Origin of the sequence: Bacillus cereus group sp. MYBKT14-1 (assembly GCF_051915185.1) — a bacterium.
Lineage (GTDB): Bacteria > Bacillota > Bacilli > Bacillales > Bacillaceae_G > Bacillus_A > Bacillus_A cereus.
Genome location: NZ_JBQAEF010000009.1, coordinates 87,583 through 108,594, shown reverse-complemented (window position 1 = coordinate 108,594; position 21,012 = coordinate 87,583). Strand labels below are relative to the sequence as shown.

The window sequence follows — 21,012 nt, the reverse complement described above, 5'->3', positions numbered from 1 at the left end:
AACAAATTGTAGAATATAAGGAGCTGAAAGGGTGTGATTACGATATTTATCGCTAAAAGAGAAAACGGTGAAAAAATTCATTTACTCTATAATTGTAATGAAGAGCTTTTGCGCCGTATGCGTCAACAAGAACGATTCTTTTGTGTAGCTTGCGGAAAGGAAGTGCAAATGAAATTAGGGAAACAAAAAAGTTGGCATTTTGCTCATAAAAAAGTGGATTCATGTCTTGCCTTTTATGAAGCGGAATCAAAGTATCATATGCATGGTAAAGAATTGTTATATAGATGGTTCAAACGTCAAAACTTTCAGGTGGATATAGAGTACTACCTCCCAGAAATTAAGCAACGACCAGATGTTTTTGTAGAGAGGGCGGGTAGAAAAATTGCAATTGAATACCAATGTGCAAACCTCGCTATAGAGCAGCTGTACAAAAGAACATATTCGTATTGGCAAGCTGGTATACAGGTCATTTGGATCGTTGGTGGAAATCAATTGAAAAAGCAATCTGCATATTGGATGAAATTTTCCTCACTTATGGCTTTCTCCTTACAATCTTATCCTCAGCCACTTCTTATTTTCTTCTGTCCGAAACAAAAATCATTTATGAAATGTGCATTTGTCACTCCCTTTTCTACAAATGTTTTTTTCTCACATACTATATATTTACCAACTGATGCGACTACTTTTGAAATGCTTTTTTCTCCTGTTCCTTTCGGGAAAGAAAGATTGGGTGAAGAGTGGAAGCAGAGAAAGAAAAACTTTCGCCAAAATGCCTTACCGATTTGGAATTATAATTATAAGTCATTATTACGCCTCTTATATCAATTTAAATGTACCCCAGCGAGCTTTCCTTCTGAAATTGGTGTTCCACTCCCTTCTGCATTTGCTTTTCAAACAAACCCATTTATATGGCAAGCTTTTCTATATATAAAGTGTATAGGGGAGCTTGCAGTGGGAGAGTGTATTTCTCTTCAATACGTGTGTAGTTATGTAAAAAGGTATACGAAAAGGCGGATACTTCCGTACTTTTCGCAGCACATATGGAAAATGGCAGTTACGGAATATATGACATTTTTATGCTATATAGGTGTTTTACGTAAAGTGGGAACTTATACGTACCGAAAAATAAGGGATGCCGTGATGTTAAAAACAGAGGAGGAAATTATGAAACATGATGAGATTTGCTTAATACATGCGCTATCTTTATTTGAGGCAAATTTTAACATGAGAGGAGGAAAAGCGGATATAATAAAGAATGATTGTGAAGGAATTACATAAGAAAAAAACGAATTGTACTTAAGTAGAGATATTTAAAGGAGGGCTTAAAGAATGTCTGAACAAAACAAAGCGAAAGCATTACCAGATCGCAACGAGATTGAAGAAGCAAGTACGTGGCGATTAGAAGATATTTTCCAAACGGATGCAGAATGGGAAAAAGAATTCCAAGCTATTAAAGAGCTATTACCGAAGTTAACTGAATTTAAAGGGAAACTTGGTGACTCTGCGGACAATTTACTTGAGGCATTGCAATATGAAGATGAAATATCAATGCGATTAGGTAAGTTATATACATATGCTCATATGCGTTACGATCAAGATACAACAAACTCTGTATATCAAGCATTAAATGATCGTGCAACAAATTTATATTCACAAGTATCTAGTAGCACAGCGTATATTGTGCCTGAAATTTTATCGATTTCAGAAGATACATTGCAAACATTCTTGAAGGAAAATAGAGATTTAAGTGTATATGAACATGCATTAGAAGAAATTACACGCCAACGCCCGCACGTATTATCAGAAGCTGAGGAAGCTTTATTAGCGGAAGCATCTGAAGTAATGAGTTCATCAAGCAATACATTCGGTATGTTGAATAACGCGGATTTAAAATTCCCATCTATTAAAGGGGAAGACGGAGAAGAAATAGAAATTACACATGGCCGTTACATTCAGTTTTTAGAAAGTGATGATCCTCGTGTTCGCAAAGATGCATTTAAAGCTGTATATGAAACGTACGGAAAATTTAAAAACACATTCGCAAGTACGTTAAGCGGAGCAGTAAAACGTAATAATTTCAATGCGCGTGTTCGTAAATATGATTCTGCTCGCCAAGCTGCACTGAGCAATAATAATATTCCGGAAGCAGTATACGATCAACTCGTTGAAACAGTAAATGACAACTTACATTTATTACACCGTTACATCGATATTCGTAAGCGTGCACTAGGACTTGATGAGCTTCATATGTATGATTTATATACACCACTTGTACCAGAAGTGAAAATGAATGTGAAATACGAAGAAGCGCAAGACCTTTTATTAAAATCTTTAAACGTACTTGGTGATGAATATGTTGATATTTTGAAAGAGGCATATGAAAATCGCTGGGTAGATGTGTATGAGAATAAAGGAAAACGAAGCGGGGCATATTCATCTGGTGCATATGGAACAAATCCGTATATTTTAATGAACTGGCATGATAATGTAAATAATTTATTTACACTTGCTCATGAGTTTGGTCATTCGGTGCATAGTTACTATACAAGAAAAACACAACCGCACGTATATGGTGATTATTCCATCTTCGTAGCAGAAGTGGCATCTACTTGTAATGAAGCGCTTCTAAATGATTATTTATTAAAAACGACAGAAGATAAGAAAGAGCGTCTATATTTATTAAATCATTATTTAGAAGGGTTCCGTGGTACTGTATTCCGTCAAACGATGTTTGCAGAGTTTGAACATATTATTCATAAGAAAGTACAAGAAGGACATGCTGTTACGCCAGACATGTTAACGGAAATTTACTATGATTTAAATAAGAAATATTTCGGTGACGCTTTAGTAATCGACGAAGAGATTGGTTTAGAATGGTCTCGTATTCCACACTTCTACTACAACTATTACGTATATCAATACGCAACAGGATTTAGTGCAGCGACAGCTCTATCTAAACAGATTTTAGAAGAAGGACAACCAGCAGTAGAACGTTATATTAATGAGTTCTTAAAAGCAGGAAGCTCTGATTATCCAATTGAAGTGCTGAAAAAAGCAGGAGTAGATATGGCATCTTCTGAACCAGTAAAAGAGGCGCTACAAGTATTTGAAGAGAAATTAAATGAATTAGAAGCATTATTATTTGAAGAAAAGTAATGAAAAAAGACGAGGGATTGTATCCTCGTCTTTTTTGTTGAATAGATTCAATGTCGGTATTTGTCGAAAAGAAAGGTGAATTTCTTTGTTTTTTCTAACTGAAAGGATAGCTTTACGGCTGATTTTTGAAATTAAAACCCTTTGAATCGTTTTTTATAATTGAAATAAGAGAGTGTGATAACGATGATTCCGAATAAAAGAGGTAAGGCAATAATTTTAGGAAAAGCTTGTAGTAGAGAGAGGATGTACAAGAAAAAAGAAACGATGACAGCTAGAAAGAGAAGAGCAATATAAGATTTTTTCATAAATAAACCTCCTAAATGACCTTTTTTATAGCTTATTCAAAAATGAAAACGTTTAGAATGTGACAAAAGTGTGAAATTCGACAAAAGGGGTTGTCATCTGACGTCGAATCTTGTAATATAATAAGCGTGAACGAATTCACATACAAACATATACCCCTTTGTTTGAACGTGAAAATTTCTCCCATCCCCTTTAATATTTTTATAAGCCGTAAAGAAGAAGACCTGGTGTTTACACCAGGTCTTTTTCTTTTGCTATCCATTTCCAATAACGTTCGCATTTTACTTCTATCATTTGTACTTTTCGTTTCAGTTGTAATTTTTTTAGTTCGCGTTCAATTTCTTGTTGCGGACAATCATAAATAAATGCTACTTCTTTTGAAGATATAAATTGTGTTGCTTCTAGTAGCACTTCTAAAGGTGGTAATGGTTCTGGCTCAATTTCACATTTTACAAGTTCTTTCAATAATTGTACGTATACATCGTAGGAATAATTTCCAGCGATTTTAATACCTTCTTCATCTGAGTTCGCATGAAAAAAGACGAGGGAAGGTATTTCTGTAATATGCATTTCATTTGTGAATTTCAAGTCACATTGGAAAGCTTTTTTTGCACTAGCAGAATGTAGATCTTTTTTAAATTCTTCTACATCAATATTGCTATCTTTCGCACATGCAAGTAATAGTTCGCAGTCAGGGTTTGATACATTTTCAAGGAAAATGTATTCTTGGAGTTTTCGCAAAAACTTCGAACCTGCTTTTCGGCCTTGCAACTCCGCTGCCTTAATTGCCATCGAAACTAAATATGGTGTTGATGATGCTTCTTGCATATGTACCTTTCCATCACATGAAAAACCTTGTAAACTGGTTGTCTTTTCCCACACAAATCGAATATTAGCAGGTTTATTCCATTTGTGTGAGGAAGCGTTCGTTCCATCCACTTTTCCTGTTACGATATGACGAATAGAGAAGTATTTCCCGTATTCAAGCCATAGTTTAATAATAAAAGGCTCAATTTCCCAGCAATCTTTACAAAGTGGATCAATAAATAAATATGCTTCTACAGACTTATGCTCGCATGCGGAAGGAGATGGCATATTTATATGCTTTGCTTCCTGCTTATCCATTACACTTCACCTGTTTCGTTTGGAGTATTAACCATATGCTGAGCGGTTAATGCTAAACGTTCAAAAACAAACTCTCTTATATGGCCATGAACTCCAGTATCATCCATTGCTTGCTCCATACATGATAGCCAAGCCTCTGCTCGTTTTGGAGTAATCTCAAACGGAAGATGGCGTGCCCTTAACATAGGATGACCATGTTCTTCAGTGTACAAATTAGGACCACCTAAATATTGTGTTAAAAATTGCTTCTGCTTCCTAGCGGTTTCTGTTAAATCTTCCGGGAAGATGGGAGATAAGTCAGGGTGTTTACTGACATAGGAATAAAATGTATCTACTAATATTGCAATGCATTGTTCACCGCCAATTCCTTCAAATGGTGTCATCGGTTGCTTGCTCATCCTTTATAAACTCCTTTTTCCATGAAATGTATATCTATTGTAGCAATGGAATGTTCGAGAGGGCAAATAAACAGCTTTCTCAAAGATTCTTTGCTTATTCTACGGGTGTAAACTTTTTTAGTGAGATGTATCCACTAGTGAAACATATTCACTAGTGGAATTTTCACTTTAGCGTGCTTTTTTTTGTTTGGCAAGGAAAAAGCGTTTTACTTTGTTATTTGTATGGCGAACAGGTATGTTATGTTGCGTTAATAAATGAATAAATGCAGCTTTTCCTGTTTCTTCATCTTGTACTTCAAATTCAATTTCATAATCATTGTGATTGTAATAGAAACTATGATCAAAGACAAGCGTTCCGCCTTTAAATAATGTTTCTGCTCTTTCTGTTGTTAAACTACCCATATATGTTAAAGCAGAAACAGGAATTTGTAATTTGTGTAATTGATCTACTACTGCTCCTTGAATGATTGTATTTGTTTCCATCATCATTTTTGCTTCGTCTTCTGTTACGACTTGATGCGTTTCTAATAAACCGATTTCTGCAGGTTGTTTCAACGTTAACGTATAAGTTGCTCCTTTATGACGAATACGAAGTGCAGAGCCAGCTTCTTTTAACGAGAAGTCAGGTGTTTCAAAATAGTGATTCACTTGTTTTGTAAATGTTTCAATAGAAAACGATTTACATAATGTATCGAATTCTTCTTTTGTAACGATATTTTTGAATTCAATTTCAATTTCTTGTGTCATTGTATAATCTCCTTTTGAAAAATAATTCTTTACACATTATCGCTTTTTCATAAATTTGGTTCAATGTTTTATTTGTTTGCGTCCATGTTATGATACAATAATACTGTTAAGTAAGACAGGAAGTTGAGATGGAGGAGTTAGAGCATGCAAAATAAAATCCAAGTTAAGAGCGTAGAAAAGAGAGAGAATGCTCTTATTTTTTGTGCGGAAAATAGTGAAATAGAGGTAAAGGAGTTAAGTGCGCGTAATCACGTACTTGTAGACTCAGACAATTTATCATTTTTATATATCTTAGAAAATGAATCATCTTTCATTTATGTAAGTATTCCGCACACATGCTGGGAAGCAATGCATGAAGCGATGAATAACGATGTGGTTATGTTCGTTCGCGTGAATGACATTGAAATGGAATTAGAAGGATTAAAAGAAGAAGTAGAATATTTAGTTGAAAATATTGAAGGTAATGCAAATTACGGAGAAGAATTAGTAACTGCTGTAGAAAAAGTATTTCTATAAGCAAATGGATTGATTTTGGTGGTGGTTGAAATGAATCGAAATTGGGAAGAATTTTTAGCACCTTACCACCAAGCGGTGGCAGAGCTAAAAGTGAAACTAAAAGGAATGCGTACTCAATTTGCAATGTTAACAGAGCATTCTCCAATTGAGTTTGTAACAGGAAGGGTAAAGTCGGTTGCAAGTATTATTGATAAAGCGGAGAAGAGAAATGTACCGCTAGACCGATTGAGAGAAGATATGCAGGATATTGCTGGGCTTAGAATGATGTGTCAATTTGTTGATGAGATTAAGCCTGTTGTAGAATATCTTCGAAAACGAAATGACTTTGAAATCGTGGAAGAACGTGATTATGTCACGCAAAAGAAAGATAGCGGTTATCGTTCTTATCATGTTGTCATTAGTTATCCTGTTCAAACGATTCAAGGTGAACAAAAAGTATTGGTAGAAATCCAAATACGCACGCTAGCAATGAACTTTTGGGCAACAATTGAGCATTCTTTAAATTATAAATATAGTGGACGTTTTCCTGAAGATATTAAAATACGATTGCAACGTGCAGCTGAAGCGGCGTTTTTATTAGATGAAGAAATGTCTTCTATTCGTCTTGAAATTCAAGAAGCGCAAAAGGCTTTTTCAAGAAAGCAAGAAACGAAAGATTCCGAATCATAAACTAAAGGGTGTTGGGCGATGAAATTTACAATTATGTCAAAGGGAGATCAATCATCAGATACACTGGCAAGCACGATGAAAGAGTACTTGCTAGATTTTGGATTTATAATGGATGAAAAGGAACCCGATATTGTAATTTCTGTTGGGGGAGATGGAACGCTTTTATATGCGTTTCATCGTTATTATAATCGATTGGATGAAACAGCATTTGTTGGTGTACATACAGGACATCTAGGTTTCTATGCAGATTGGTTACCAACAGAAGTAGAGAAATTAGTAATTGCGATTGCGAAAACACCATTCCAAGTGGTGGAATATCCGCTTTTAGAAGTTATTATTCGCTATGTGAATGGAAGTAAAGAGTCACAGTATTTAGCGATGAATGAGGCGACTGTAAAAAGTGCAGAAGGTACATTAGTAACAGAAGTAGAAATACGCGGAGAATATTTTGAAACATTCCGCGGAGATGGCCTTTGTATCTCTACTCCTTCAGGAAGTACCGCGTATAATAAAGCGCTTGGCGGAGCAATTATTCACCCATCTATTGAAGCGATTCAAATTGCAGAAATGGCGTCCATTAATAATCGTGTATTTCGTACTGTAGGATCGCCACTCGTATTGCCGAAGCATCATACATGTGTGTTAAAGCCAGCTGCAGGAATGAACTTACAAATTACAGTGGATCATTTAACGATGGTTCATCAAGATGTGAAATCAATCCAGTATCGCGTCGCAAACGAGAAAGTACGATTTGTTCGTTTCCGCCCATTCCCGTTCTGGAAACGAGTTCGTGACTCGTTTGTTGCAGATAAATAGAAAGGGTTATATATTTGAACAGATTTACATTGAAATGGGATATAGGGCCGGCTGAAGAGGGAACTTTAGTTAGGGAATTTTTGAAAACGAAAGGTATTTCTAAAGCCGCTTTAACGGATATAAAGTTTCATGGCGGAGCAATTGAAGTAAATGGTCAACATGCGAGTGTTCGTCATCAGTTGAGTGCTGGTGAAGAATTACGTGTCTTTTTTCCAGTGGAGGAAAGAAGTGAAGGGATGATGGCAGAAGATATTCCTTTATGCATTATATATGAAGATGACGCGGTTCTTATCATTAATAAAGAGGCGAATATGTCAACGATTCCGTCTAGAGAACATCCGGCAGGAAGTGTTGCCAATGCGCTGTTATCTCATTATGATAAGCAGCACCTTGCAAGTACAGTGCACATCGTAACACGTTTAGATCGTGATACTTCGGGGCTTATGCTTATTGCAAAAAATCGTTTCGTGCATCATCTTTTATCGAAGCAGCATCAACAAAAAGCTGTGAAACGAACATATGAAGCAATTGTTCACGGAAAGATTGTAGAACGAGAAGGAATGATTGATGCACCAATTGGTCGAAAATCTGATAGCATTATTGAGCGAATGGTTTGTGAGGATGGACAAAGGGCAGTTACTCATTTTAAAGTAATTGATAGTACATATCATAAGACACATGTAGCGCTTGAGCTTGAGACAGGAAGAACGCATCAAATTCGTGTGCATATGGCTCATATAGGACATCCATTACTTGGTGATAGCTTATATGGAGGGAGAAGGGATGAAATGAAACGGCAAGCACTTCATAGTAAATCTTTGACGTTTTATCATCCTATTTTAGAGAAAGAGATGTCTTTCACTATAAAGCTTCCAAGCGATATGCAAGAGGTGTTGCGGCATACTTAAAAAGGGAACAAAATTCTTATATTATAAAGAATTTTGTTCCCTTTTTTCTTAGCGGAATAATATTAAAATTTGGTTTTCACCCGTACGCTTTATAACGAAAAATCCACTTTCGGCTTTTGTAGCAATGCCATTGTCATTTGGACGACAATATCCATGTGCTTCGCAAGTGCCGTCATCACGTACTAACATTTGTCCAATTAATCCGACAGGAAGCCATTCGGCGCGATCTTTTCTTGCTACATATTTGCAAGTTGGATCCCATTCTGTATTTAAAAGAGGTTGTATTTCTTCTGTTTCCGTCCATACATATTGACGTTTTCCAAAGTTATCTGTTTTATAACGTTTTTGCCAACTTAAAGCCCCGCTATTTCCTATAAGAGCAGGGGTTGCACTAGATATTCCTAAAATGAATGAATCGTGTGAAGTAGCTATCCGAATTTTTTCTTCGCTACTAAATGTAACGAAATAACCGACATCAATAGGGGTAGGATCTTCTGTTTCAAACATTTGTGCAAAATCCGTTCCACTTGCATTGTAAGACGCGCCCTCAATGTACATTTCTCCATTATGGGCAAGCCATTTAGCACCGATATTATGGTCGGTGTCGTTTAAACCATTTGCAATAAACCAAGAATAAGCTTCTTCTGCAGTGCCGAAGCGCCCCATAATATGGCTACCTGCAAAATGAGCTGTTGATGTATGATGACCTTCCGCATGAGAAGAGGATCCGTTAGCGATAGTTGCGGTTCCTTCTGCGTGTGCTGCTTCGCCTAAAGCAATCGTCTGTTTACCCTCTGCATGAGAATAAGCTCCGCCTGCTGTCGTTTCACTTCCCTCACTATGCGAACTATGTCCAGTTGCTTTTGAGTTTGATCCTTCTGCATGAGAGAAAGAACCTTTTGCATGTGTTAATAAGCCTTCCGCATGTGCTGCCATGCCCTCTGCATGAGAGTGAAGCCCTTCCGCATATGCATATCGGCCGCCTCTTTTAACTTTTGTATTTTCAGGTGTAGGTGTCTCAATTATGAGCGGTTTTTCAATTTGTATATCATACGATGAAGCTAATGCTTCTTTTATTTTTTTTACTTTGTTTATAATAGCAGCTGGAATTTCTGGTTCCACTTTTTTATTCACTGCTACAGAAATATTTTCTTCCGTCTTTTCTTCTGTTTGGTTAGAATGTAGTATCTGTTCATCTTGATTTGAAAGCTGTTTATTTTTTTGTTGCATCTTTATTTTTCTGCGATCGATTATGCGGCTCATCACAGCATTTTCTAAAGAGACATATGTTGGTTTTACTTTGCTTTTTTTTGATGACTCTTGTTCTTCCAATTCTTCTATCGCTGCAGCCCGAATACTACACCAGTTGTTAATTCCGTACATGGGCAGATATAAAGGGGGAATTTTTCTTTTTTGTTTAGAAGATTTTTTCTTCATTCTGTCACCTCCTGCGACATTATATGTAGGGTAATTAAAAAAAGATGCACTTTATTGCATCTTTTTTTAATTACTTTACCTAGTTTTATATGAAATCTGGTTAAATAATACGATAATCTTTCGCTAAGTAAGGTAGTTATGAAATTGGACGGAATTTCTCAGCGACAAAAGGTAAAGAAGAAGGGACAGAGATAGTCTCCATTTCAGGATAACGTAATCCGGTTAATTTGCCACCAAATACAGCGCCAGTATCAATATTGACTGTCTGATTGATAAATCGAGGTTCTGCCACTGGTGTATGTCCATATACAATCCAAGCTTGTCCCTTGTATTCTTGTGCCCAATCGCGACGGACAGGTGAGCCATCGGCATGCTTTTCTCCTGTAATATCGCCATATAATACAAAGGTTTGTACTTTTTTATCTTGTCTACCTATGTAATCTTGCCGAATTCCAGCGTGACATACGATTACTCTTTTTTCATCTAGAATGTGGTAGAGCGGTGATTGTTCATAAAGAGTGATAAACTTTTCTTTTATAATGTTTTGCTTATGAGAAGGAAGTGCCTCATATTCAGCAACAGTTGTTTCAAGTCCGTGAGCGACTGTTACATTACGCCCAAGGAAAAATCGATATAGTTTATTACAGTGATTTCCAGGAGCGTAATAAGCTTCTTTTTTATGTATGACAAGTTCCCATACAATTTCAATCATACGTAATGAATGAGGACCACGGTCTGTAATATCGCCAACGAATGCAAGTTTACGTTGGTCAGGGTGAACTGGTAGACCGCTACTCCAGTTATATCCTAGCTTCTCCGTTAAATTTTGAAACTCTTGGAAGCATCCATGAATATCTCCTATAATGTCATATTTCATATTTAAACCTCCATCGTATTTTTCATTAGTATATCTAAAAAAGTATAGAGATAAAAATATAGCGGCTTTGTGTTGTTCATTTAAACATAAAGATTTTCGTTCTTGAGCGAACATTTAAAATGAACCCAATTGCAATCATGTATGTAAGTAGTGAACTGCCTCCGTAGCTCATAAGAGGTAATGTTATCCCTGTAATGGGAAGTAATCCAATTGTCATCCCGATATTTTGAAATACTTGGAAAGTAAACATTCCGATTGTACCAGCGCAAATGTAACTACCGAAAGGGTCATTACTTTCTAAAGCAATATGAATCATTCGAAAAATGAGTAAGAAAAAAAGAGAAATAATGACACTTGCGCCTAGAAATCCAAATTGTTCAGCGACATTAGTGAAAATAAAATCTGTATGTGGTTCTGGAAAATATACTTGTCCATTTTCCCACCCTTTTCCTTGCATTTCTCCGGATCCAGTCGCTAAGAATGCTTGTCTTAATTGATAGCCTTGTGCATCATATTTGTAAGGTGCTAACCATCCGTAGAAGCGATTTAATTGATATTCTTTTAAAATGTGTGCTTTAAAGAAATCTGTGTGAGTAAAAAAAATATATATTAATGTAAATCCAGCAACGAAAGTACCTGAAACTAATCCGAAAATAAAACGCCATCGGATGCCAGAAACTAGTATCATTGCTGCAAGCATCGCTGAAATGACCATTGTGTTTCCTAAATCTGGTTCTTTTGCAATAAGTAGTAGTGGTGGCAAGCTTGTCGCAAATATTTTTCCAAGTAGTAAAAAATCGTCATGTATCGTTTGGGAAAAATATTTCTCATTATGATTTGCTATAATTCGTCCAATGACGATAATTAAAAATAATTTCATAATTTCAGAAGGCTGAAAATTTCCGATGCCTGGGAGCCTGTACCAAGCGGTAGCGCCTTTAATTGTAACGGCACCTGGTACTTGAAGTTCTAGTCCAATAAGTAGTACCATTGCAAAGCTGTACAAATACCAAGCAATTTTTTGATAACGATCGAAGTCGATAATCATAATAACACCAATGGCTATAAATCCAATGAAATACCATTGGATTTGCTTTAGTACAAAATTGACGTTTTGTAAAAATGGTGGTAAAGAGGCTTGTGCACTTGCAATAGCACAACAACTAACAATCCCAATGGCAAATAAAATAAATAGTAATACGTAGTCTATTTGATATTGAGAATTTGGATCTTTCAATGTAGGTATTCCTTTCTACTGCTCTTTATAGTAATGGATTTTATCCCGCATTAATGGGCAGTAAGACCCCCACCTCAAAATTCAGGAAAAGCGAAGAAGTTAGGTGGGGGATCAACTGCCCGTAAAAGCCCGATTGGTGAGGGCTGATTAAAGTTTCACTTTATAGTATGAGAAAGAATGTATGAACTATACGAATGATTCACATATAGTCCATACACTTTTAATTTTGCAGAGTAGTTTAATTGTTTAACTCTTTAATAATTATATCCAAACAATGGGAAAGACGTACATGTGCGTCAGGAAAAATATCTAGTTGATGAAGATAGTATTTTAAGGAACTTTTACACCATTGGTAAGCGCTAAGTAGAGCTGCTCTATAATCCAAAGTATTTTGTAAAAAGCCATATTCTTTTGCTGTTATAACAAGGTGTGTGAAATCTTCACAACCTTGAAGGAGCTTATTGTGTATTTGTTGTCCAGCATGGTAGCGAAATTGACTTAAAGGCTCAGAAATGTATATTGCATTTCCTTTAGAAAGTAAAGAAATCCATGAGGCCATATCAACACTACAAGAATAATGTCGCTCTTTAAGGGTACCAAAGGGCTCAGTGAGCAATTCTTTTCGAAACAAAGTAGTCGTAGGCTCACCGATAATGTTGTGCCCGCCCTTTAACATCCAATTACCTAAAAATATCCCATTTAATGGGGTGTCTTCACTATATAACCTTTGTGTTGGATGGGAATCACCTATTAGATTTCCATGATCATCAATACGTACTCGATAAGAAGTAACAAGAGCAAGATTTTTATTGGAATCTTGCTCAAAATAGGCCATCATTTTTTGTATTTTATGCTTATAAAACACGTCATCGTCCATTAAAAAATTTATATACTCACCATTTGATTTTTCTATGAGCATAAGGTCATTGTAAAATTGTCCTAGAGTAGGGATATTTCGAATGTATGTTATATTTTTATAATTTGGTAAGTATTGTTCGCGTATTAAAGTTGCTGTTTCATCATTTGTACTATCATCTCCGATGATGATTTCAATATTTGAATAAGTTTGTGCCAATGCACTTTCTAGAGCAATTTTGAAATAATGGGGCCGATTATAAGTGGGAATAAGGATGGAAACGAGAGGTGGATTTTTTTCATTCATCATACATAACTTCCTTTCAGAAGCTTTTTTTTGTAAGAACAATATCTTGGTAACTTGTATATTCCTGTCTGCCGCACCATAAACCGTAATGCGGCTTATTGATTATTTCTAGGCCGTACTTATTCAATAGATTGCAAATATCTGTCTCAGGATAAGCAACTGCGAAATTCGGAATATCTTTATTTACAACGTAGCAATTTTCGATTCGATGATAAAAACCTAATGTACTTTGTCCTGCATTTAAATAATAAGACGATTCAGGGTTTATAAGAAAGAATGTAATGAAACATCTCCCGTCTTTTTTTAATACACGTACAATTTCAGATACGTAATGTTCTAATTCTTTTGGGAGAAGATGCGTAAATACAGAAGTTAAAAAGATAAAATCGAATGTTCCGTCTTCATAGGGAAAACGATATTGAGAGGCATCTTCTTTTCCTTCCGGATTATAGAATTGATTGTATATGTCAACATGTTCAAAGTGAAAATTATTACGCATAGTTGAAATGTTATTTTGACACCAAGTAATTCCATCTTTAAACAAATCAAATCCATAATACGCTCCATCATCATTTAAGTAATTCATTAATGGTACAGCCATTCGGCCGACGCCGCAGCCTACATCTAATACTTTTTCATTTGATTTTAAAGCGCCAATTTGAATGAAATGCTTTAGGAACTCTTTTCCAACCTTTTTAAAGTCGCCACCTACATATTGGACGAGTTCAGGAGGGGGGAGTAAAGTCATTTCTTTGTTAAATTCGCTCATGAGTATACCCCTTTCTTATGTGAGAATATGCAGTAACTCTATTAATGAAATTTTCAATTTGTAGTGAGAGAACACAGGAAAACAATTGTTATATGTAAGGAGATTCCGAAAAAGAATACTTAATTGGATTAAAAGTAAGAGAAGAATGAGTGAAAATGGAATCTCCTATAGATTAAATCTTTTTTATTCTTTTCTCCAATAAACGCCAAATACATCAATTTTAGTAATAGGGGCTTTTAAATTCCGTTGATTTCTAAAGTCTGTCACAGCCTCAGCGCATGGTGGTAGCCCGTAGTCATCGATAATTATATAGCCACCTTTAGAAACTTTATCATATAAGTTCACGAGACCATCCATGGTGGATTCATACATATCACCATCAAGCCGTGCAATTGCTATTTTTTCAATTGGTGCTGTTGGTAAAGTATCTTTAAACCAACCTTTTAAAAATTTCACTTGATCATTTAGTAAATCATATTTTTTGAAATTCTCTTGTACTTGTTCTAAAGAGACGCGTAAGTAATCGAATGTGTGTAAATAATCACCGTAATCTTTTGGATATTGTTCTAGATTCGGTGCTGGCAAACCTTCAAATGAATCTGCGACCCACACATTACGATCCGTAATATTGTTTGCTTGTAAAAACCCATTCATAAAAATGCATGATCCTCCGCGCCATACACCTGTTTCAATAAAATCACCTTCTATATTTTCACGAACAACGGTTTCCATCGCCTCTTGTAATTGGTTCATACGTTCTCGACCAATCATGCTATGTGCTGCTCTTGGCCAATCCATTCCATCATGACGTTCACTTTTTGAGACATTTGGTTTTACAATTTTTAAGTTATGGTTTTCGGCATATTGCTTAATGAATAAAGGGAGAGGGACTGTAACTGGTTCGAATTCTAGTTCTTTCGAAATATGTAGAGATGCGGGTAAGTATGCCTCATATTCTAACCATATTTCAAATAAAATTGTCTTCTTTAGCAATTCGAGATAAAGCTGAACAGCAGATTTACTTTCCATATTTGTGCCTCCTGCAAAGTGTCATACAACAATATGATTATGTAGGTACTGAATGTTTCATGATTGAATTTGAAATTGAAAAAGCAGTAAAACTGATATCAGTTTTACTGCTAAGTAAAAAATTAAGCAACTTTTTCAATAATAATGGATGCACTCGTGCCAAGAGCTAATGATAGCCCAAGCCCTGTAACAATTACTTCAACTAATGATGGAGTTGTCGTAATTTGCGTAATTGCTTGAATAACGATAGGTGCTCCGAGTGAAATTAAACTTGATCCAGTACCTGGTACAGGTACTCCATTCACTTGGATTGTAAGACCTCCTAATAGACTTGCTGTTGCAGTATTAGCGATAACGGTAATTTTATAGAATCCAGTTTCACTAATTACGAAAGTATCAGCATCTAATTGAGAAATTGCTGTACCAAACTGAGATCCAACAGTATTAAATGGTACTGGATCATTAATTCCTAGATCTAAAGAAATCCCACCGGAGTTAAATGCGTATAGTCCTGCTGGAAGTCCTAGTCCGGATGGTCCAGTCGGTCCCGTAGGTCCAGTAGCCCCAGTCGGCCCCGTAGGTCCAGTAGCCCCAGTGTCACCAGTTGGCCCCGTAGGTCCAGTAGCCCCAGTGTCACCAGTCGGTCCCGTAGGTCCAGTAGCCCCAGTGTCACCAGTCGGTCCCGTAGGTCCAGTAGCCCCAGTGTCACCAGTTGGCCCCGTAGGTCCAGTAGCCCCAGTGTCACCAGTCGGCCCCGTAGGTCCAGTAGCCCCAGTGTCACCAGTCGGCCCAGTCGGTCCCGTAGGTCCAGTCGGTCCCGTCGGTCCAGTTGGCCCTGTAGGTACAGTCGGCCCAGTCGGTCCCGTAGGTCCAGTCGGCCCGGTCGGCCCAGTTGGAAGGGTAAACGGTGGTATCGGTGGTAATGTTGGTCCTACAAGATTAGGGTCAAATGCACTAGCTGATAAAGATTCATCGGGATTTAATCCATTTGAATAATTATTATTTGACATAAATTCACCTCCATAAAGCGTTCATTATATAGTAGATGCAAAACCGAAAGAAAATGACACGGACATTTGAATTATTGAAAAGAAATCTAAAACTACTTGAACAATTTAAAAAAATGGAAAGTTTAGTATATGTATAACATATGATTGATTTGGAAGAGGGTGATTATGTTGAACAAGCAAGGAATTACAATTAGTTTATGTATGATTGTTCGAGATGAGGAGGAGACAATAGCACGTTGTTTAGACACAGTTGAAAAAATTGTGGATGAAATTATAGTAGTTGATACAGGTTCTGTCGATCGAACGAAAGAAATCGTAGAGAAATACACTTCTAACATATATGATTTCCAGTGGATCGATGATTTTGCAGCAGCAAGAAATTATTCTTTTTCAAAAGCGACGCAAGAGTATATATTGTGGCTAGATGCAGATGACGTATTATTAGAAGATGCTCAAGAAGCATTGAAACTTTTAAAAAGAGAATTAGATCCTAAAATTGATGCTGTTTCGATGCCTTATCACCTTGCAATGGATTCTAACGGGAAACCTTTATATTGTACAAAAAGAAATCGACTTGTAAAGCGTGAAAAACAATTTCAATGGTTTGGAAAGGTTCATGAGTATTTAGCTATTTCTGGTGAGGTTTTTAGTAGTAATGTTGCTATTACACACAAAAAAGAAAAAAAAGTAACAGATCGTAATTTGAAAATTTTTCAAAATACTGTAGCTGCAGGTGAAGAATTAAGTCCGAGAGATTTATTTTATTACGCAAATGAATCTACGGATAACCAAAAATATGATGATGCAGTTCTTCTTTATGAAACATTTCTTAATCAAGACGAAGGATGGTATGAAGAAAAAATTTATGCATGTGGTAAGTTAGGAGATTGCTATGCGAAGCTCGGAATGTGGGAGAAGGCAATCGAATCTTGTGTGAAGTCGTTTCGGTATGACGTCCCTAGAGGAGAAAATTGTACAAGAATAGGATATATATATATGGAACAAGAAAAATATAATGAAGCGATATTTTGGTTTAAACTTGCAACAGAAGTACCGATGGCAACGGAAAGTCCTTTCCATAGTCCAGCTAGCTACACATGGCTACCCTATTTACAAATGTGTATTTGTTATAGCAGGTTAGGAGAGCAAGATAAAGCGTATTATTACAATGAATTAGCAGCTTCTTATGTTCCGAATAATGCTGCAATTGAATATAACCGTAAATATTTTCGGGGGGTTTTTGATAAACCATATAAAGAGTAATGGGTTTCGTTTTTTAGAAATGATGTATCTTTATTCTAACTCTAATAGATTGGTTATATATTAGAGTATCGGTAACGTAACCAATATAAATAAAAGATTTTATACTGCTATTTGTGGGCTAATAATCAGTAGGGGATGAACAAAATCTGCACTTTATAGAATTCATATGAGATTTATATTTCAAATTCAAATTGCATAAGGAGTGTGTGAAATGAATCGTGAAAAAAGCTCTTTATATGAAGAAAAATCCGAACATTATTATAATGCAGCAAATCCGAATTTATTGAAGCATATAAAAAAGGAATGGAAAGAAGTTCTTGATATTGGTTGCTCGGGTGGTGCATTGGGAGCAGCTATTAAAGAAAACGGCACACGTGTATCAGGAATTGAGGCATTTCCAGAGGCAGCAGAACAAGCGAAAGAAAGACTTGATCATGTTATTTTAGGGGATATAGAAAAAATAGAACTTCCTTATGAGGAGGGGCAATTTGATTGCGTCATATTTGGAGATGTATTAGAGCATTTATTTGATCCGTGGGCTGTGATTGAAAAGGTTAAGCCATATATAAAGCAAAATGGTGTAATTTTAGCAAGTATACCGAATGTTGCTCATATTTCAGTATTAGCGCCTTTACTTGCGGGAAATTGGACGTATACAGAATATGGTTTATTAGATAAAACACATATTCGTTTCTTTACATTTAATGAAATGCTAAGAATGTTTTTAAAAGCAGGATATGTTATTAGTAAAGTAGATCGTGTATATGTTGATCATAAAATGTATGAACCGCTTATTGAGGAGCTATATGGAATTTGTAAAAAATATCGTCTTGGAAGTGGCTTCATGGCTGAGACAGTTGTATTTCAGTATATTATTGAAGCTGAAAAATCACAATTATGAGTGCTGCAGACAAAACAATATTATTTGTTACATGTATAAATGATCGGAAATTGTATGCAAACTGCGTGCGACATATATTGCAATTGTTAGTACCGCCAGGGTATATTGTCCAATTCATGCCGATTCGAAATGCGAAAAGTATGACGAGTGGATACAATCAAGCCATTTCGCATCCAGCGAAGTATAAAGTTTATTTACATCAAGATGTTTTTATTATAAATAGGGCTTTTTTATATGGATTACTTCAATTATTTGAGGAACATGAACACCTTGGGATGATCGGGATGGTTGGAGCGCAATATGTTCCTCCGACTGGTGTATGGAACGAAGGGCGTGGCATTGTAGGAAAAGTCATTGGTTATATGAATGATTTGTTTTATATGGCAAGTTTAGAACAACCGTATCATGAATCAAAAACATTTATTCCTGTAGAATGTATTGATGGTTTATTAATGGCGACACAATATGATGTTCCGTGGCGAGAAGACTTATTTGACGGATTTGATTTTTATGATGTATCTCAATCATTTGAATTTAGAAAAGCAGGATATACAGTCGGTGTACCTGTACAGCGCGATGCTTGGTGTATCCATTATCATTTTGATGTGAATATGACGAACTATGAAAAGTATCGGAAAATATTTGTGGAACACTATATGTCAGATGTAAATAAGGAAGAATAAAAGGGGGGACAAAAATGAAAGATCATACAATATTAGTCGTTGTTTGTGTAAATAATGAGGAGCTTTTCAAACAATGTGAGAGCCAAATAAGAAACATTTTTGTTCCCCCAGGTTATGTCGTGCAAATTTTTCCGATACGAGATGCACAAAGTATGGCAAGTGCATACAACCGAGCCCTTTCATATCCAGCGAAATACAAAGTATATATACATCAAGATACATATCTTATTAATCGAGACATGTTTTCTACACTTATATCTCTTTTTAAAGAAAATGAAAAGCTTGGTTTAATAGGAGTCGCTGGGGCTCAGTTTTTACCGAATAACGGGATATGGTGGGAAGGAAAAAATTTAGTAGGGAAAGTGATTGAGTATAGAAGACGGAATTATCAATTATTAAATTTAGATCAGGTTTTTTATGGTAATCAACCATTTTTGTCAGTTCAGGCAATTGATGGCTTATTCATGGCAACGCAGTATGATATTCCGTGGCGAGAAGATTTGTTTCAAGGGTTTCACTTTTATGATGTGTCACAGTCTTTAGAGTTTCAAAGGGCTGGTTATTTAATTGGTATCCCAAATCAAGCAAATTTATGGTGTATTCATTACAACGGGGATGAGTTTGATGCGGATACATATGAGAAGTACCGGAAAGTGTTTGTAGAACATTACAAAGATATATTATCTCCATCATAAAGGAGAGATGCAAAGTGAAAGGGATTATTTTAGCAGGTGGTACTGGATCGAGATTATATCCAATAACGAAAGTAACGAATAAACATTTACTTCCTGTTGGTCGGTATCCGATGATTTATCATGCGGTATATAAGTTAAAACAATGTGATATTACAGATATTATGATTATTACAGGTAAAGAGCATATGGGGGATGTTGTTAGCTTTTTAGGAAGTGGTCATGAATTTGGAGTATCCTTTACGTATCGTGTGCAAGATAAAGCGGGCGGGATCGCACAGGCGTTAGGGCTTTGTGAAGATTTCGTCGGGAATGATCGTATGGTAGTTATATTAGGGGATAATATTTTTTCAGATGATATTCTTCCGTATGTTGAAGAGTTTGCAAATCAAGAAGAAGGTGCGAAAGTGCTATTGCAATCTGTAGAAGATCCCGAAAGATTTGGCGTAGCACATATTCAAAACCGAAAAATAGTTGAAATTGAAGAAAAGCCGAAAGAGCCGAAAAGTTCTTATGCGGTTACGGGAATTTATTTGTATGATTCGAAAGTCTTTTCTTATATTAAAGAATTAAAACCTTCTGCGCGGGGAGAACTTGAAATTACAGATATAAATAATTGGTATTTAAAACGAGGGGTACTTACTTATAATGAAATGAGCGGTTGGTGGACTGATGCGGGAACTCATGCTTCGCTTCAAAAGGCGAATACGTTAGCGCGTGATATTAATTTTGGGAAACAGTTTAACGGAGAATAGGTGAGAATATGAAAGTTGTAGAAACAAATTTTACCGATGCAAAATTGTTAGAACCGAGGTTGTTTGGAGACGAGCGTGGCTTTTTTTCAGAGAGTTATAATAAGCAGGTGCTAGAAACATTAGGGATAACGTATTCATTTGTACAGGATAACGTATCTTATTCGGCTAAGGCAGGAACGATTCGGGGACTACACTTTCAAAAAAAACCGAAAGCACAAACGAAACTCATTCAAGTTATGCAAGGGGCAATTTATGATGTTATCGTTGATTTACGAAAAAAATCACCAACATTTAAACAATGGAAAGGATATATTTTAAGTGCAGATAACCATCGGCAATTACTAGTGCCAAAAGGGTTTGCGCATGGATTTTGCACGCTTGTTCCGCATACTATCGTTATGTATAAAGTAGATGAATATTATAGCGCAGAGCATGACTCAGGATTACTTTGGGAAGATAAAGATTTAGCAATTCCTTGGCCAGTAACCGATCCTATATTGTCCGATAAGGATCAGATATTACCATTATTAGAGGAATATGAAGATAGTTTTTAAGTAGG

Annotated in this window: 23 protein-coding genes; 12 read left to right on the top strand and 11 right to left on the bottom strand. The window is 36.1% G+C overall.

Going from position 1 to position 21,012, the window contains the following annotated elements:
- Positions 1–33: 33 nt before the first annotated feature.
- Both ACTFO4_RS21040 and pepF read left to right on the top strand, forming a co-directional pair.
- Positions 34–1,278 (top strand): competence protein CoiA family protein, encoded by a 1,245-nt coding sequence (locus ACTFO4_RS21040; protein WP_326234676.1) that lies wholly within the window; start codon positions 34–36, stop codon positions 1,276–1,278.
- 51 nt (positions 1,279–1,329) lie between these two features.
- Entirely contained in the window at positions 1,330–3,156 is a 1,827-nt protein-coding gene (gene pepF, locus ACTFO4_RS21035) for an oligoendopeptidase F (RefSeq protein ID WP_017672793.1), read from the top strand.
- A gap of 131 nt (positions 3,157–3,287) precedes the next feature.
- On the opposite strand, the gene ACTFO4_RS21030 is transcribed toward pepF, so the two are convergent.
- The 4 genes from ACTFO4_RS21030 to ACTFO4_RS21015 form a co-directional block, all read right to left on the bottom strand.
- A complete protein-coding gene (locus ACTFO4_RS21030; protein WP_000750355.1) occupies positions 3,288–3,461 on the bottom strand; it encodes a hypothetical protein in 174 nt (57 codons plus the stop codon).
- 229 nt (positions 3,462–3,690) lie between these two features.
- On the bottom strand, positions 3,691–4,584 hold the full coding sequence (locus tag ACTFO4_RS21025) for a ClpXP adapter SpxH family protein (protein ID WP_000360645.1): 894 nt from the start codon (positions 4,582–4,584) through the stop codon (positions 3,691–3,693).
- Positions 4,584–4,982 carry a globin domain-containing protein gene (locus ACTFO4_RS21020; protein ID WP_000043390.1) on the bottom strand — a complete coding sequence of 133 codons (399 nt, stop codon included), beginning with the start codon at positions 4,980–4,982 and terminating at the stop codon, positions 4,584–4,586. Before ACTFO4_RS21020 ends, ACTFO4_RS21025 begins: the two co-directional genes overlap by 1 nt.
- 168 nt (positions 4,983–5,150) lie before the next feature.
- A complete protein-coding gene (locus tag ACTFO4_RS21015; RefSeq protein ID WP_440014458.1) occupies positions 5,151–5,729 on the bottom strand; it encodes a CYTH domain-containing protein in 579 nt (192 codons plus the stop codon).
- Positions 5,730–5,873: 144 nt separating this feature from the next.
- Here ACTFO4_RS21015 and ACTFO4_RS21010 point away from each other — a divergent pair, with 144 nt between their 5' ends.
- The 4 genes from ACTFO4_RS21010 to ACTFO4_RS20995 are packed head-to-tail and all read left to right on the top strand — an operon-like array spanning position 5,874 to position 8,638.
- Complete coding sequence (locus ACTFO4_RS21010; protein ID WP_001180003.1) at positions 5,874–6,245, top strand: hypothetical protein; 372 nt, start codon at positions 5,874–5,876, stop codon at positions 6,243–6,245.
- 30 nt (positions 6,246–6,275) lie between these two features.
- On the top strand, positions 6,276–6,914 hold the full coding sequence (locus ACTFO4_RS21005) for a GTP pyrophosphokinase (RefSeq protein WP_001081482.1): 639 nt from the start codon (positions 6,276–6,278) through the stop codon (positions 6,912–6,914).
- 18 nt (positions 6,915–6,932) lie between these two features.
- Positions 6,933–7,730, top strand: a complete 798-nt coding sequence (locus tag ACTFO4_RS21000; protein ID WP_000673190.1) for an NAD kinase — start codon at positions 6,933–6,935, stop codon at positions 7,728–7,730.
- 14 nt (positions 7,731–7,744) lie between these two features.
- On the top strand, positions 7,745–8,638 hold the full coding sequence (locus tag ACTFO4_RS20995; RefSeq protein ID WP_098583309.1) for an RluA family pseudouridine synthase: 894 nt from the start codon (positions 7,745–7,747) through the stop codon (positions 8,636–8,638).
- 48 nt (positions 8,639–8,686) lie between these two features.
- Here the strand turns inward: ACTFO4_RS20995 and ACTFO4_RS20990 are convergent, their stop codons facing one another.
- From ACTFO4_RS20990 to ACTFO4_RS20960, 7 genes are all read right to left on the bottom strand, one after another.
- Positions 8,687–10,075, bottom strand: coding sequence for a peptidase G2 autoproteolytic cleavage domain-containing protein (locus ACTFO4_RS20990; protein ID WP_440014459.1), 1,389 nt, complete (start codon positions 10,073–10,075; stop codon positions 8,687–8,689).
- Positions 10,076–10,211: 136 nt separating this feature from the next.
- Entirely contained in the window at positions 10,212–10,952 is a 741-nt protein-coding gene (gene prpE, locus ACTFO4_RS20985) for a bis(5'-nucleosyl)-tetraphosphatase PrpE (RefSeq protein WP_000872696.1), read from the bottom strand.
- A gap of 76 nt (positions 10,953–11,028) precedes the next feature.
- Positions 11,029–12,189, bottom strand: a complete 1,161-nt coding sequence (locus tag ACTFO4_RS20980) for an FtsW/RodA/SpoVE family cell cycle protein (RefSeq protein WP_000654701.1) — start codon at positions 12,187–12,189, stop codon at positions 11,029–11,031.
- A 238-nt stretch (positions 12,190–12,427) separates the two neighbouring features.
- Entirely contained in the window at positions 12,428–13,354 is a 927-nt protein-coding gene (locus tag ACTFO4_RS20975; protein WP_000980806.1) for a glycosyltransferase family 2 protein, read from the bottom strand.
- 13 nt (positions 13,355–13,367) lie between these two features.
- Positions 13,368–14,120: a class I SAM-dependent methyltransferase gene (locus ACTFO4_RS20970; RefSeq protein ID WP_001288766.1), complete on the bottom strand. Its 753-nt coding sequence runs from the start codon at positions 14,118–14,120 to the stop codon at positions 13,368–13,370.
- A gap of 183 nt (positions 14,121–14,303) precedes the next feature.
- Positions 14,304–15,149 carry a TylF/MycF family methyltransferase gene (locus tag ACTFO4_RS20965; protein ID WP_000444381.1) on the bottom strand — a complete coding sequence of 282 codons (846 nt, stop codon included), beginning with the start codon at positions 15,147–15,149 and terminating at the stop codon, positions 14,304–14,306.
- A 122-nt stretch (positions 15,150–15,271) separates the two neighbouring features.
- The gene (locus tag ACTFO4_RS20960) at positions 15,272–16,159 is read right to left on the bottom strand and encodes a BclA C-terminal domain-containing protein (protein ID WP_063535885.1); all 888 of its coding nucleotides are present in this window, start codon (positions 16,157–16,159) and stop codon (positions 15,272–15,274) included.
- A gap of 165 nt (positions 16,160–16,324) precedes the next feature.
- On the opposite strand from ACTFO4_RS20960, the gene ACTFO4_RS20955 reads away from it, so the two are divergent.
- The 6 genes from ACTFO4_RS20955 (at position 16,325) to rfbC (ending at position 21,007) form a co-directional block, all read left to right on the top strand.
- Entirely contained in the window at positions 16,325–17,422 is a 1,098-nt protein-coding gene (locus ACTFO4_RS20955; protein WP_000932909.1) for a glycosyltransferase, read from the top strand.
- Positions 17,423–17,633: 211 nt separating this feature from the next.
- Complete coding sequence (locus tag ACTFO4_RS20950; RefSeq protein WP_001078428.1) at positions 17,634–18,323, top strand: class I SAM-dependent methyltransferase; 690 nt, start codon at positions 17,634–17,636, stop codon at positions 18,321–18,323.
- Complete coding sequence (locus ACTFO4_RS20945) at positions 18,320–19,006, top strand: glycosyltransferase family protein (RefSeq protein WP_001271184.1); 687 nt, start codon at positions 18,320–18,322, stop codon at positions 19,004–19,006. The genes ACTFO4_RS20950 and ACTFO4_RS20945 overlap by 4 nt, the downstream gene beginning before the upstream one ends.
- A gap of 14 nt (positions 19,007–19,020) precedes the next feature.
- On the top strand, positions 19,021–19,701 hold the full coding sequence (locus tag ACTFO4_RS20940; RefSeq protein ID WP_000651527.1) for a glycosyltransferase family protein: 681 nt from the start codon (positions 19,021–19,023) through the stop codon (positions 19,699–19,701).
- Positions 19,702–19,715: 14 nt separating this feature from the next.
- Positions 19,716–20,453: a sugar phosphate nucleotidyltransferase gene (locus tag ACTFO4_RS20935; protein WP_000676156.1), complete on the top strand. Its 738-nt coding sequence runs from the start codon at positions 19,716–19,718 to the stop codon at positions 20,451–20,453.
- Between the two features lie 8 nt (positions 20,454–20,461).
- Complete coding sequence (rfbC, locus tag ACTFO4_RS20930) at positions 20,462–21,007, top strand: dTDP-4-dehydrorhamnose 3,5-epimerase (RefSeq protein ID WP_000869415.1); 546 nt, start codon at positions 20,462–20,464, stop codon at positions 21,005–21,007.
- Positions 21,008–21,012 lie beyond the last annotated feature (5 nt).